We start from the raw sequence: 13,574 nt of genomic DNA, 5'->3' as shown, positions 1-13,574 counted from the left end.
GCCAAAGGCGCGAGCCATGTCTGCGAGCCCAAAACCGCTCAGCTTCCAGGAGATGATCCTGCGGCTCCACGCCTTCTGGAGCGCGCAGGGCTGCCTGATTCTCCAGCCCTACGACATGCGCATGGGCGCCGGCACCTTCCACCCGGCAACGACCCTGCGCGCGCTCGGCCCGGAGCCGTGGAAAGCCGCCTATGTCCAGCCCTCGCGCCGGCCGACCGACGGCCGCTATGGCGAGAACCCCAACCGGCTCCAGCACTACTACCAGTACCAGGTGATCCTGAAGCCGAACCCCGAGAACCTGCAGGAGCTCTACCTCGAGAGCCTCGCCGCGATCGGCGTCGATCCATTGGCGCACGACATCCGCTTCGTCGAGGACGACTGGGAAAGCCCGACGCTCGGCGCCTGGGGGCTGGGCTGGGAAGTCTGGTGCGACGGCATGGAAGTGACCCAGTTCACCTACTTCCAGCAGATCGGCGGCTTCGACTGCAAGCCCGTCGCCGGCGAGCTGACCTACGGCCTCGAACGCCTGGCGATGTACATCCAGCAGAAGGACTGGGTCTATGACTTGGCCTTCAACGACAGCGGCGTGACCTACGGCGACGTGTTCCTCGAAAATGAGAGAGAACAGTCGAAGTATAACTTCGAAGTCGCTGATACAGAACAGCTTTTCAAGGGCTTCCAGCACGCCGAGGCCGAGGCCCAGCGCTGCATCGAGGCCAAGGTTCCGCTCGCCGCCTATGATCAGGCGATCGAGGCCAGCCACCTGTTCAACCTGCTCCAGGCGCGCGGCGTGATTTCTGTCCAGGAACGCGCCAGCTACATCGGCCGCGTCCGCGACCTCGCCAAGGGCTCCTGCCAGGCCTGGATCGAGAAGAACGAGGCCAAGTGGGCCGAGAAGTTCCCGGGGTGGACGGTATGAGCGACTTCCTCCTCGAACTGCGCTCCGAAGAAATCCCCGCGCGCATGCAGGCCGGCGCCCGCGCTGCCCTCGAAAAACTGTTCCGCGAGCAGATGCAGGCCGCCGGCCTCTCGCTTGGCGAAATCACCGTCTGGTCGACCCCGCGCCGCCTGTCGCTGATCGCCAAGGGCCTGCCGATCGCCACCCAGGCGGTCAGCGAGGAACTCAAGGGCCCCAAGACCGGCGCACCGCCGCAGGCGCTCGAAGGCTTCCTGCGCAAGACAGGCCTGACCCAGGACCAGCTGACCGAGCGCGACGGCGTGTACTTCGCCGTCACCGAGAAGCCCGGCCGCGCCACCGCAGACGTGCTCGCCGAAGCGATCCCGGCGATCGTCCGTGCCTTCCCCTGGCCCAAGTCGCAGCGCTGGGGCGCCGCCTCGATCAGCACCGAAAGCCTGCGCTGGGTGCGCCCGCTGTCGGGCATCGTCGCGATCCTCGGCGAGGACCTCGTCGCCTGCGAAGTCGGCGGCGTGCTCTCGGCCTATGCCACCAAGGGCCACCGCTTCCACCACCCGGGCGAGATCACTATCGGCGGCGCGCACGACTACCAGGACAAGCTGCGCGCCTGCCACGTCCTCATCGACCACGCCGAACGCCAGGACCTGATCCGCGCCAAGGCCGCCGAAGCCGCTAGCGCCGCCGGCCTGGACCTGGTCGAGGACGAGGGGCTGGTCATCGAGAACGCCGGCCTCACCGAATGGCCGGTGCCGCTGCTCGGCCGCTTCGACGAGGCATTCCTTGAGGTTCCGCCCGAGGTCATCCAGCTAACAGCCCGCACGAACCAGAAATATTTTGTCTGCGAGCAGGCCGGCAAGCTCGCCAACGCCTTCGTCTGCACCGCCAACATCGAGGCGACCGACGGCGGCGCAGCGATCGTCGACGGCAACCGCAAGGTGCTCGCGGCACGCCTCAGCGATGCCCGCTTCTTCTGGGAGCAGGACCGCAAGAAGACGCTCGAACAGCACGCCGAAGGCCTCAAGCGGATCACCTTTCACGAGAAGCTGGGCACCGTTGCCGACAAGGTCGAGCGCGTCGCAAAGCTCGCGCGCTGGCTGGTCAAAGAGGGCATCGTCAAGGGCGCCGACGCGAACCAGGCCGAACAGGCCGCGCGCCTCGCCAAGGCCGACCTCGTCACCGAGATGGTCGGCGAGTTCCCCGAATTGCAAGGCCTGATGGGTGGCTACTATGCCCGGGCCGAGGGATTGCCGGATGCCGTCGCTGACGCGATCCGCGATCACTACAAGCCGGTTGGGCAGGGCGATGACGTGCCGACCGCACCACTGACGGTAGCGGTGAGTTTGGCAGACAAGCTGGATACCTTGGTTGGCTTCTTCCTTATTGATGAGCGGCCAACAGGTTCTCGCGATCCGTTTGCGTTGCGACGGGCTGCTCTTGGGATTCTGGAACTACTAACGAGAAATGGCATCCGCCTGTCGCTTATCGTCGGCATCCATGAGGCAGTGTGCCAGTTTACCAAACAGATCTGCTATGATGGTTACCCCGAAGCTGAGCTCGACAAGCACAAGCACGCGATCGGGCTAGTCTCCGAGAATCTTCCGAAATTCTTCGAAGACAGGCTGAAGGTTCAACAGCGTGAGTCCGGCGTTCGGCACGATTTGATCGATGCTGTATTTGCGCTGGGCGATGACCATATCCTCGTCCGCCTTCTCGCGCGCGTCCATGCGCTCCAGGCCTTCGTCGCGACCGCGGACGGCACCAACCTGCTCGCCGGCTACAAGCGCGCCGCCAATATCCTCAAGAAGGAGGACTGGCAGGGCATCGAGGGCGAGATTCCGGCGACGGGCGATGAAGACCCCGGTTCGGCAATCGAAGACAACAAGGACGTCATCGCCGCCAAGATGGCCGAGCGGCACGCGAAAGAGCTTTCCTACACGCCCGAACCGGCGGAAAAGGCGCTGATCGACGCGCTCGCTTCGGCCGGTCCGACGGCCGCCACCGCGGTTGCAGCCGAGGATTTCGCCGGAGCCATGGCCGCGCTGGCGACTTTGCGCGCGCCGATCGATGCGTTCTTTGATAGTGTCACGGTGAACGATGCCGATGCCGATAAACGACGCGCACGCCTCGATCTGCTCGCGCGGTTCCGCGATGCCGTGCACGGCGTGGCCGATTTCTCGAAGATCGAGGGATAATATTTACTACCATAACAGTGTCACCCGACAGTCCTCGATAAGTTTTTGGGCGAGATCATTGACTTAAGGGTCATCCCTCAGGGTGACAGGGTGTCACTTGTGTCACCCTGTCGGTCAGGAAAGCGTTGAGATGAGCAAGCAGGTCTACACTTTCGGCGGCGGCGCCAATGGCGCGTCCGATGATCCGCGCACCCGCGACAAGACGATCGTCGGCGGCAAGGGCGCGAACCTCGCGGAAATGGCCGGGATCGGCCTGCCCGTGCCCCCAGGCTTCACTATCACCACCGAGGAATGCGTACGCTACCTCGCCAGCGGCGCGGACTTCTCGCCCGAACTGCGCGCCGACGTCGCAACAGCGCTGACCCATATCGAGGGTTCGGTCGGCAAGAGCTTCGGCAATGCCGCCGATCCGCTGCTCGTCTCGGTCCGCTCGGGCGCGCGCGTGTCGATGCCCGGCATGATGGACACCGTGCTCAACCTCGGACTCAACGACGCCACGGTCCAGGGCCTCGCCGCCACTTCGGGCGACGACCGGTTCGCCTGGGATAGCTACCGCCGCTTCATCCAGATGTATTCGGACGTGGTGCTCGGCATCGAGCACCATCTGTTCGAGGATGCTCTGGAGATCGTCAAGGAAGACAATGGCTTCTTCACCGATGTGGAGATGGAGGCCGAACACTGGCAGGCGCTCGTCGGCGAGTACAAGGACATCGTCGCCGAGGCGCTCGGCCGCCCGTTCCCGCAGGACGTGCAGGAACAGCTCTGGGGCGCGATCCGCGCCGTGTTCGACAGCTGGGATTCGGACCGCGCCAAGGTATACCGCCGGCTCAACGACATTCCCGGCGACTGGGGCACAGCGGTCAACGTCCAGGCCATGGTCTTCGGCAACATGGGCGACACCTCGGCCACGGGCGTCGCCTTCACCCGCGACCCCGCCACCGGCGAACGCGCCTATTACGGCGAATGGCTGGTCAATGCCCAGGGCGAGGACGTCGTCGCCGGCATCCGCACGCCGCAGTACCTGACTCTGAAGGCGCGCGAGGCGGCCAATGCCAAGCCGTTGTCGATGGAAGAGGCGATGCCCGCGGCCTATACCGAGCTGGCGCGCGTCTTCGACCTGCTCGAGCTGCACTACAAGGACATGCAGGACATCGAGTTCACCGTCGAGCGGAACAAGCTCTGGATGCTCCAGACGCGTTCGGGCAAGCGCACGGCCAAGGCGGCGCTGCGCATGGCGGTCGAGATGGTCGGCGAGGGCCTGATCGACGAGGCGACCGCGGTGCGCCGGATCGACCCGATGGCGCTCGACCAGCTGCTCCACCCGACGCTTGATCCCAATGCGCCGCGCGACATTCTCGGCAAGGGGCTTCCCGCGAGCCCCGGCGCGGCTTCGGGCGCGATCGTGCTCGACGCCGATACCGCCGAGCACCGCGCGGAACTCGGCGAAGCTGTCATTCTGGTCCGCGTCGAGACCAGCCCCGAGGACATCCACGGCATGCATGCGGCCAAGGGCGTGCTCACCGCGCGCGGCGGCATGACTTCGCACGCGGCCGTGGTCGCGCGCGGCATGGGCCGTCCGTGCGTCTCGGGCGCCTCGGCGATCTCGATCGACATGCCGAGCCGGACGCTGCAGATCGGCAACCGCAAGCTCAAGGAGGGTGACATCATCACCCTCGACGGCGCGACCGGCGACATCATGGCCGGCGAGGTCAAGACGATCGAACCCGAGCTCGTCGGCGATTTCGGCACCTTGATGGTCTGGGCCGACCAGCACCGCCGCATGAAAGTCCGCGCCAATGCCGAAACGCCGGCCGACTGCCGCATGGCGCGCCAGTTTGGTGCGGAAGGGGTCGGCCTCTGCCGCACCGAGCACATGTTCTTCGAGGCCGGCCGGATCTCCGCCGTGCGCCAGATGATCCTCGCCGAGGACGAGGGCGGCCGCCGCGCCGCGCTCGAAAAGCTCCTGCCCGAGCAGCGCGCCGACTTCCGCGCGATCTTCGAGGTCATGGCAGGCTTGCCGGTCACCATCCGCTTGCTCGACCCGCCGCTCCACGAATTCCTGCCGCACGGCGACGCCGAGTTCGAGGAACTGGCCCAGACGATCGGTATCGGCGCCGAGACATTGAAGCGCCGCGCTGGCGAGTTGCACGAGTTCAACCCTATGCTCGGCCACCGCGGCTGCCGCCTCGGCATCACTTTCCCCGAGATTTACGAAATGCAGGCCCGCGCGATCTTCGAAGCGGCCTGCGACGTCGCGGAGGCGAGCGGCGAGGCGGTGGTGCCCGAGGTCATGATCCCGCTGGTCGCGACCAAGCGCGAGCTGGAAATCCTGCGCGGCCTGGTCGACCGGACTGCCGTCAAGGTGTTCGAGGAGAAGGGGCGCAAGCTCGAATACCTCGTCGGCACTATGATAGAGCTGCCGCGCGCCGCGCTGATGGCCGGCGAGATTGCCGAGGAGGCCAAGTTCTTCTCGTTTGGGACCAATGATTTGACCCAGACAACTCTGGGTGTTTCGAGAGATGATGCCGCGCGCTTCCTCGGCCCCTACGTCGAACAGGGCATCTACCCGCGCGATCCCTTCGTCAGCCTCGACGTCGACGGCGTCGGGCAGCTGGTCAAGATCGCCGCAGAGCGAGGGCGCGCAACCCGACCCGACATCAAGCTCGGCATCTGCGGCGAGCACGGCGGCGACCCGGCTTCGATCGCCTTCTGCGAAGCCCAGGGTTTGGATTACGTCAGCGCCTCGCCCTACCGCGTGCCGATCGCCAGACTGGCAGCGGCGCAGGCGGCTTTGGGCTAACGCTTCCGACCACTTAGGGTCAGGATCTCGAACTGTTCTGTAGTTCGTCCATCCTGGCTCGCGGCGACGAAAGCCTGTTCGGCACGGGCCAGCGCGGCCTTGCCGAGCGCCGGGCCGGAGCGGGCGAGGACATTGCTCAGTCCCTGAGCCCTCAGGTCGCCGACCAGACGGTCCAGCGAGCGAAAGCTGACGTCGAGCGGGCGATGATCGATCACCGGATCGGCAAACCCGGCCCGCTGAAGCAACTGTCCGCCGGCCCGGACGTCGACCTGCGGATGGACCCGCGGCGCCGGCCGGTCGCCATCCGCGGCCAGCATCGCGCCGCGCAGCACCGGCAGGCTGCCCGCGCCGAGGAAGCTGGCGATCATCAACCCGCCGGGCGCCAGGGCGCCCCGCAAGTGGATCAGCGCGCCGGGCAGGTCGTTGACCGTGTCGAGCGTGCCGAGGCTGACGATGAGATCGAACCCGCCGAAAGGATAGGGCCGCTCCTCGTCGAAGTGCTCGGCAGGCTCGGCCTGGATCGTGTCGGGACCGAAGCTCACGGCCAGCATTCCGGTCCAGTCGCCGATCACCAGCGCCCGTCTGGGCTCGACCCGGAGGAAGGACAGTCTGTCGAGCACGTCCTCGACCATGTCGGCCATGATATAGCGCGGGGCATCGGGCTGCCTCTGCAAGGCCAGCATCCGCCGGCGGACGGCGAGTCTGCGCTTCGGCGCGAAGATCTGGGGCGGAGCCTGCGATGCCATGGCTCCCCATGGCGCCGGCACGGCGACTTGGCTAGTATCCGCCGCCATGCCGCTCGCCGAAACCTTTGCCCCGGTGGTCGATCTGATCTTCCCGCCGCGCTGCCCGCTGTGCGGTGAGGGGCTGTCGGCACAGGTCGGGCTCTGCGCCACCTGCTGGAGCGAACTCGTCATTCCCGGCGAGCCTGCCTGTGCTCTGTGCCAGCGGCCGATGGGGGACAGCGTGGACACCGGCGCGGTCTGCGCGCCTTGCCTGACCGAAGCGCCGCGACACGACGGAATCGCCGCCGGCACGCTCTACAACGCCGCCTCGCGCCGGCTCGTGCTGGCGTTCAAGCACGGCCAGCGGATCGCGCTGGCACCGATGATGGCTCGGCTGATGGCGACCAAGCTTTCGTTCGTCGAGCCAGGCTGGCTGATCGTGCCCGTGCCGCTGCATCGCTGGCGGCTCTGGCGGCGCGGCTTTAACCAAGCGGCATTGCTCGGCCGCGAGATCGCCCGGGCTCGCGGTGCCACACTAGCGGTCGACATGCTCGAACGCCGCAAGCCGACGCCGACCCTCGGCGGGCTCGGACGTAAGGCACGCAGCCGGGCGCTCTCCGGCGCGATTGCCGTTGACCGCAAACGTGCGGGCCAGATCAAGGGGGCGAGAGTGGTGCTGGTGGACGACGTGCTCACCAGCGGCGCAACGAGCGAAGCCTGCGTTTCGGCGCTGAAGCGGGCGGGGGCCGAACGCGTGGTGGTCGCCTGTTTCGCCCGCGTCCTCGACGAAGCGCTCCCAACTGCATGAGCGCAAAAGAAAACGCCCGGAACCGAAGTCCCGGGCGCCCTCGTGACGAAACTAGTGGACGCTGCTTTCGCAGTTCGACTGCCACCCCCTATGGCCGTCTCGCCCGATCCCTCATGTTCGGCTCGCCCAGGCTTGCGCGGGCGTTAGCCTTATCCCCGAACCATGGCGCTTCTTGAGCCGCACCGTTTCTCGGTTCGCCGACCTTGCGGCCTGCATGCACTTGTTTCCCGGAAACGCAGCGAAATGAAAGGCCCTCGGTCTTGGTTGATGGATTTTGGTCTCCATCTGTGGTTATCGTGCAACAAATTTGCCCCACTAATGCATTTACCGAGGACCATTACCGCATGACGAGCGCCTCCGCTGCCGAAAGAGAACAGGGCAGCGCCTTCCTGCCGCGCTTCGACGGGCAGGGTCTGCTGACCGCGATCGCGGTCGATTCGGCCTCACGCGACATCCTGATGGTCGCCTTCATGGACGCCGAGGCCCTGGCCAAGACGCGCGAGACGGGCCTCGCCCATTTTCATTCACGCTCGCGCGGACGGCTCTGGCTCAAGGGAGAGACCTCGGGCCATTTTCTGCGCGTTCAGGAGATCCGCGTAGATTGCGACCAGGACGCGCTAGTCATGCTGGTGCACCCCGAGGGGCCGGCCTGCCACACCGGGGCCACGAGCTGCTTCTACCGCAGGCTCGAAGGGGATGGACTCGCCCCGATCGAGGGCTGAGTCGCGAAGGGAGAGAACGAATGCCGAGCTACAAGGCGCCGACGCGCGACGTGCGGTTCATCATCAACGAAGTGCTGAAACTCGAAAGCTATGGCAACCTGCCGGGCTTCGACGGTGCCACGCCCGACATCATCGACGCGGTGATAGAGGAAGCGGGCAAGTTCGCCGGCGAAGTGCTCGCTCCGCTCAATGCCAGCGGCGATGCACAGGGCTGCACGCGCCAGGCCGACGGCTCGGTGACCACGCCCGAAGGCTTCAAGGAGGCGCACCGCCAGTTCCGCGAGGCGGGCTGGGGCACACTGTCCGCACCGACCGAATTCGGCGGCCAGGGCATGCCGCACGTGCTGGGCTTCGCGATCGAGGAGTTCATGTCCGGGGCCAATCAGGCCTTCGCGATGTATCCGGGGCTGACCGACGGCGCGGTTTCCGCTTTGCTGGCCAAAGGATCGCCCGAGCTCCAGACGAAGTACGTGCCGAAGATGGTGGCCAACGAATGGCTCGGCACGATGAACCTGACCGAGCCCCAGTGCGGCACCGACCTTGGCCTCATTCGCACCAAGGCGGAGCCTCAGGCGGACGGTAGCTATGCCATAACCGGAACCAAGATCTTCATCTCCGCCGGCGAGCACGATCTCACCGACAACATCATCCATCTGGTGCTGGCGCGGCTTCCCGATGCGCCCGAGGGAACCAAGGGCATCTCGCTGTTCGTCGTGCCGAAGGTGCTGGTGGGCGAAGACGGCTCGCTGGGCGCGCGCAATGCAGTGTCCTGCGGCGCGATCGAGCACAAGATGGGCATCCACGCCAACGCGACCTGCGTAATGAACTACGACGGGGCGACGGGCTGGATCGTCGGTGAGGAGAGCAAGGGGCTGGCCGCGATGTTCATCATGATGAACGCCGCCAGGCTCGGCGTCGGGCTGCAGGGCCTCGCGCAGGCCGAGCATGCCTACCAGAACGGCGCGGCCTATGCGCTCGAACGCCGCCAGGGCCGGGCGCTGACCGGTCCGGCGCAGCCGCAGGAGAAGGCCGATCCGTTGGTCGTCCACCCCGACGTGCGGCGCATGCTGATGGATGCCAAGGCCTTTACCGAGGGGCTGCGCGCGTTGGGCCTCTGGATCGGCCTGCAGGTCGACTTGGCACATCGCGCGACTACCGACGAGGAACGCCAGGCGGCCGACGATCTCGTCGGGCTGCTGACGCCGGTGATCAAGGGCTATGGTACCGATCGGGGCTTTGCCACGACGGTCGACATGCAGCAGATCTGGGGCGGCCACGGCTATATCGTCGAGAACGGCATGGAGCAGTTCGTCCGCGATGCCCGCATCGCCATGATCTACGAAGGAGCCAACGGCGTGCAAGCGATGGACCTCGTCGGACGCAAGCTCGCCGCGGGCGGCGGTAGGGCGATCCAGGCCTTCTTCGCGCTGGTCGATGCCGAATGCGCTGCGGCCAAGGGCGACGAAAAGCTCGCCGACCTCGCCACGCGGCTCGAGAAGGCCAATGGCGAACTCAAGGCGGCGACCATGTGGTTCCTACAGAACGCCATGGCCAATCCGAACAACGCCGGGGCCGGAGCGACGCCCTACATGCACCTGACGGGCATCGTCGCGCTCGGGCTGATGTGGCTGCGCATGGCAAAGGTTGCCACCGAGGCGCTGGCAGGGGGGATCGACCGACAAGGCGTTCTACGAAGCGAAGCTCATAACCGCACGCTACTTTGGCGAGCGCTTCACGCCCGATGCCGGGGCGCTACGCCGCAAGATCGAGGCCGGTTCGGAAGCGATGATGGCGCTCGACGCGGAAATGTTCGTCACCGCCTGACGGCTGGCCGGTGCGCCTGCGCGGCGAACCGGGACCCTCGTGCATTCAGACCTTTGGCGCCCACGCATCGTCGCAAGGGTGTGGCCATGCCGTGGGGCGCTGCGAGAATGGGCGGGCAGGGGACAGCACAGAGGAACAGTTCGATGCCACTCTTCAAAGCGCTTTTCGCAGCCGCTCTGGCTCTGCCGTTCACACTTGGAATCGCGCAGGTGGCCGAAGCCGCCGGCGGTCCGGACAAGGCCTCGACGGCTCAGGTGGCAGCGCCTGCGGCGACGATCGACACCAATGCCGACGGCAAGGCCGATGCCTGGGACCGCGACGGCAACGGCAGCGCTGATGCCTGGGACACCAATGGCGACGGCAAGCCCGACAAGTACGACACCAACGGCGACGGCAAGCCCGACTCGGACAGCCCGGCGCCCCGCTAAGCATTCTTCGGCGCTGATCCCCTTCGCTTGGCGGGGATCAGCTGCCGAATGGCTCGAAACGGGCTAGAGATGGCTCCGTAAATAGAAGACGGCAAATCCGAACAGCGCCAAGCCGGCGAGAAACCCGGCAAGCTTGGCGTAGAAGGCGAGCGTCTCTCTGGCGCTCATGCGTTCAGGCTTCGGGCCATCCGCCATCAGGCGCGCCGCCAGGTTATGTGTGACATGCTGTTCTTCATCATTTTCTCCCGAAAACCTCGTCGAACAGCCCCAGCATCGCCGTCCAGCTCTGGCGATCGGCGCTGGCGTCATAGGCGATTTCCGGAAGCCCCCGCGCGTCGCTGCCAGGATCGGTGAAGCCGTGCTTGACGCCGCTGTAGCTGTGGAAGTGCCAGTTCGCCCCGGCTGCACCCATTTCGTCCCAGAAGCCGAGCACGTGGCCACGCGGGACCATCGGGTCGGCGTCGCCGTGACAGACGAGGATGCGCGCCTTGATCGCGCCGGGCTCGGCGGCCTTGCCGGTTTCGAGCAGGCCATGGAAGCTGGCCACCGCGCGTAAATCCTGCCCGTCGCGCGCGGCTTCAAGCGCGGCTCCCCCGCCCATGCAATAGCCGATCGCACCCATCGCCAAGCCGCTGGCTTGAGGAACCGCACGCAGTGCCACCACCGCAGCGGCAAGCCGTGCGCGATAATGGGCGGTATCGACGCGCAGGTCCTGGGCCAAGGCCGGCCAGTCGCCCTCGGCAACGCCGTAGAAATCAGCGATCATTGCGAGGTAACCGGCATCCGCCAGCATGCCCGCGCGACGTTCCATATGCGCGTTCACATTGGCGATCGTCGGGTAGATGACGATCGCCGCTCGTGGAGTTTCCGCTGGACGCGCCAGCAAGCCCGTCAGCGCGGTGCCGCCATGGACATAGTCGACGCGTTCGAGCGCCCTCATTCGGGCAGAAAGTCGGGCACCGACAGATAGCGTTCGCCGGTGTCGTAGTTGAACCCGAGCACGCGCGAGCCGGCGGGCAGTTCCTTCAGCTTCTGCTCGATTGCCTGCAAGGTCGCACCCGAGCTGATGCCGACAAGCAGGCCTTCCTCGCGCGCGGAGCGGCGGGCCATTTCCTTGGCGGCAGCGGGATCGACCTGGATCGCGCCGTCGATCGACTGGGTGTGCAGATTGGTCGGAATGAAGCCGGCACCGATGCCCTGGATCGGGTGCGGCGCGGGCTGGCCGCCCGAGATTACCGGCGAGAGCGTCGGTTCGACCGCATAGGCCTTGAGCCCCGGCCACTTTGCCTTGAGCGCCTCGGCGCAGCCGGTCAGGTGCCCGCCGGTGCCTACGCCGGTGATCAGCACATCGATCGGGCTGTCGGCGAAGTCGGTGAGAATTTCCTGAGCCGTGGTACGGACATGGATATCGATGTTCGCAGGATTGTCGAACTGCTGCGGCATCCAGGAGCCGGGCGTCTGCTCGATCAGTTCCTTGGCGCGCTCGATCGCGCCCTTCATCCCCTTCTCGCGCGGGGTCAGGTCGAAAGTCGCGCCATAGGCGAGCATCAGGCGGCGGCGCTCGACCGACATCGAGTCGGGCATGACGAGGATCAGCTTGTAGCCCTTTACCGCCGCAACCATGGCGAGGCCGATGCCGGTATTGCCCGAAGTCGGCTCGACGATGACGCCGCCGGGCTTGAGGCTGCCGTCGCGCTCGGCCGCCTCGACCATGGCGAGGCCGATGCGGTCCTTGATCGAAGCGCCGGGATTGGCGCGCTCGCACTTCACCCAGACCTCGTGGTTGGGGAACATGCGCGAGAGGCGAACGTGCGGCGTGTTGCCGATCGTGGCGAGGATGCTGTCTGCCTTCATGATACCGATTCCCTTTGACGATATTGAGGGGCGAAGGTTCTGGCCCGGATGAGTTCGGGGAACAGCCGGGCCCAGATGACTGTGATCACTATCGCACCGACCCCGCCGAAGACAACTGCTCCTGTCGCACCAAGCAGCGCAGCGGCTAGGCCCGACTGCATTTCGCCGAGCTCGTTCGAGGCGGAGACGGCGAGGCCCGAAATCGCGGAGACGCGGCCGCGCACATCATCGGGCGTGTTGAGCTGGACGAGGCTGCTGCGCACGAAGACCGAGACCATGTCGGCGGCGCCGAGCGCGGCGAGGAACAGCAACGACAGCGGGAACCAGCGCGACAGGCCGAAGGCCAGCGTCGCCGCGCCATAGGCAGCGACTGCCCAGAGCATCTTCGCCCCGACGTTGCGTTCCATAGGCTTCCACGACAGGACCAACGCGACCGCCGCGGCGCCGAGCGCGGGAGCCGCGCGCATCTGGCCGAGGCCCTCGGGCCCGACGTGGAGGATATCGCGGGCGAAGACGGGCAGCAGCGCGGTCGCTCCGCCAAGGAGCACGGCGAAGAGGTCGAGCGTCACGCAGCCCAGCAGGAAGCGCTCGTTCCAGACATAGGTGAAGCCGTTGACTATCTGGCGGACCGGATGGACGTCACGGTTGCCTGCGGGTGCGGGCACGGGACGGATCAGGGCCAAGCACAAGCAAGACAGGGCGAGCAATCCGGCCGAAAGCCAGTAAGTCAAAGCCCGGTCGACGCCGAACAGGAAGCCACCCAGCGCCGGCCCCGCGACCGATCCCGCCTGCCAGGCCATCGAGCCAAAGGCTATCGCCCGCGGCATCAGCGCGGCCGGAACGATATTGGGCGTGATCGCGCTAAGCGCTGGGCTCACGAAGACTCGCGCCGCTCCGTGCATCGCGGCCAGCGCGAAGAGCAGCGGCAGCGACAGGGCGCCGCGCTGGGTGCTGACAGCGAGTATCACCGCAATGACGATGTCGATGCTGATAGCCAGGCCGCCGACCAGGCGCCGATCGAAGCGGTCGGCGACCACGCCGGCGACGGGCGTCAGCAACATCAGCGGCAGGAACTGGGCGAGCCCCAGGAGGCCGAGCTGGAACGCAGCCTGCGGTATGCTCATCTGATAGTCGCTGCGCGCGACGTCGTAGAGCTGATAGCCGATTGCCACCACCATGGCGGTAGTGGCGATCACCGAGACGAACCGCGATACCCAGAATATGCGGAAGTCGCGGATGTGCAGGGGCGATGTCGGCTGAGTCACCCCGCCGGAATGGCAGGACGAACCGGGCTTGCCAAGCGGC

General features: G+C 66.3%; 10 protein-coding genes and 1 pseudogene. 7 read left to right on the top strand and 4 right to left on the bottom strand.

What is annotated here, in order from left to right; all coding sequences use genetic code 11:
- Positions 1–16 precede the first annotated feature (16 nt).
- From KRR38_RS06155 to ppdK, 3 genes are all read left to right on the top strand, one after another.
- A complete protein-coding gene (locus KRR38_RS06155) occupies positions 17–919 on the top strand; it encodes a glycine--tRNA ligase subunit alpha (RefSeq protein WP_217399623.1) in 903 nt (300 codons plus the stop codon).
- Positions 916–3,108: a glycine--tRNA ligase subunit beta gene (gene glyS, locus KRR38_RS06150; protein WP_217399621.1), complete on the top strand. Its 2,193-nt coding sequence runs from the start codon at positions 916–918 to the stop codon at positions 3,106–3,108. Before KRR38_RS06155 ends, glyS begins: the two co-directional genes overlap by 4 nt.
- A 130-nt stretch (positions 3,109–3,238) precedes the next feature.
- Positions 3,239–5,908 carry a pyruvate, phosphate dikinase gene (ppdK, locus tag KRR38_RS06145; RefSeq protein WP_217399619.1) on the top strand — a complete coding sequence of 890 codons (2,670 nt, stop codon included), beginning with the start codon at positions 3,239–3,241 and terminating at the stop codon, positions 5,906–5,908.
- On the opposite strand, the gene KRR38_RS06140 is transcribed toward ppdK, so the two are convergent.
- Positions 5,905–6,654, bottom strand: a complete 750-nt coding sequence (locus KRR38_RS06140) for a methyltransferase domain-containing protein (RefSeq protein WP_217399617.1) — start codon at positions 6,652–6,654, stop codon at positions 5,905–5,907. The two genes, ppdK and KRR38_RS06140, sit on opposite strands and share 4 nt — an antisense overlap.
- Positions 6,655–6,700: 46 nt before the next feature.
- Between KRR38_RS06140 and KRR38_RS06135 the strand changes: the two genes are divergently transcribed.
- The 4 genes and pseudogenes from KRR38_RS06135 to KRR38_RS06120 all read left to right on the top strand — a co-directional run bounded on the left by KRR38_RS06135 (position 6,701) and on the right by KRR38_RS06120 (position 10,415).
- Positions 6,701–7,441, top strand: a complete 741-nt coding sequence (locus KRR38_RS06135) for a ComF family protein (protein WP_217407136.1) — start codon at positions 6,701–6,703, stop codon at positions 7,439–7,441.
- A gap of 344 nt (positions 7,442–7,785) precedes the next feature.
- The gene (gene hisI, locus KRR38_RS06130; RefSeq protein ID WP_217399615.1) at positions 7,786–8,163 is read left to right on the top strand and encodes a phosphoribosyl-AMP cyclohydrolase; all 378 of its coding nucleotides are present in this window, start codon (positions 7,786–7,788) and stop codon (positions 8,161–8,163) included.
- A gap of 20 nt (positions 8,164–8,183) precedes the next feature.
- Positions 8,184–9,987, top strand: a pseudogene (locus tag KRR38_RS06125) (acyl-CoA dehydrogenase C-terminal domain-containing protein).
- Between the two features lie 143 nt (positions 9,988–10,130).
- Positions 10,131–10,415 (top strand): hypothetical protein, encoded by a 285-nt coding sequence (locus tag KRR38_RS06120; RefSeq protein ID WP_217399613.1) that lies wholly within the window; start codon positions 10,131–10,133, stop codon positions 10,413–10,415.
- 235 nt (positions 10,416–10,650) lie between these two features.
- Here KRR38_RS06120 and KRR38_RS06115 read toward each other — a convergent pair whose 3' ends face one another.
- From KRR38_RS06115 to KRR38_RS06105, 3 genes are read right to left on the bottom strand one after another with little or no spacing between them, the layout of a single operon-like run.
- Entirely contained in the window at positions 10,651–11,355 is a 705-nt protein-coding gene (locus KRR38_RS06115) for a dienelactone hydrolase family protein (RefSeq protein ID WP_217399611.1), read from the bottom strand.
- Entirely contained in the window at positions 11,352–12,269 is a 918-nt protein-coding gene (cysK, locus tag KRR38_RS06110) for a cysteine synthase A (RefSeq protein WP_217399609.1), read from the bottom strand. Before cysK ends, KRR38_RS06115 begins: the two co-directional genes overlap by 4 nt.
- Positions 12,266–13,534, bottom strand: coding sequence for an MFS transporter (locus KRR38_RS06105; RefSeq protein WP_217399607.1), 1,269 nt, complete (start codon positions 13,532–13,534; stop codon positions 12,266–12,268). The genes cysK and KRR38_RS06105 overlap by 4 nt, the downstream gene beginning before the upstream one ends.
- Positions 13,535–13,574: the final 40 nt, after the last annotated feature.

Source organism: Novosphingobium sp. G106 (genome assembly GCF_019075875.1).
GTDB lineage: Bacteria > Pseudomonadota > Alphaproteobacteria > Sphingomonadales > Sphingomonadaceae > Novosphingobium.
This window is presented reverse-complemented; position numbering and strand designations above follow the sequence as displayed.

Excerpts from the sequence above, each read along its gene's own strand:
- cysK (WP_217399609.1), bottom strand. The coding sequence starts at position 12,269 with ATGAAGGCAGACAGCATCCTCGCCACGATCGGCAACACGCCGCACGTT.
- KRR38_RS06140 (WP_217399617.1), bottom strand. The coding sequence starts at position 6,654 with ATGGCATCGCAGGCTCCGCCCCAGATCTTCGCGCCGAAGCGCAGACTC.
- KRR38_RS06135 (WP_217407136.1), top strand. The coding sequence starts at position 6,701 with ATGCCGCTCGCCGAAACCTTTGCCCCGGTGGTCGATCTGATCTTCCCG.
- hisI (WP_217399615.1), top strand. The coding sequence starts at position 7,786 with ATGACGAGCGCCTCCGCTGCCGAAAGAGAACAGGGCAGCGCCTTCCTG.
- glyS (WP_217399621.1), top strand. The coding sequence starts at position 916 with ATGAGCGACTTCCTCCTCGAACTGCGCTCCGAAGAAATCCCCGCGCGC.
- ppdK (WP_217399619.1), top strand. The coding sequence starts at position 3,239 with ATGAGCAAGCAGGTCTACACTTTCGGCGGCGGCGCCAATGGCGCGTCC.
- KRR38_RS06120 (WP_217399613.1), top strand. The coding sequence starts at position 10,131 with ATGCCACTCTTCAAAGCGCTTTTCGCAGCCGCTCTGGCTCTGCCGTTC.
- KRR38_RS06115 (WP_217399611.1), bottom strand. The coding sequence starts at position 11,355 with ATGAGGGCGCTCGAACGCGTCGACTATGTCCATGGCGGCACCGCGCTG.
- KRR38_RS06155 (WP_217399623.1), top strand. The coding sequence starts at position 17 with ATGTCTGCGAGCCCAAAACCGCTCAGCTTCCAGGAGATGATCCTGCGG.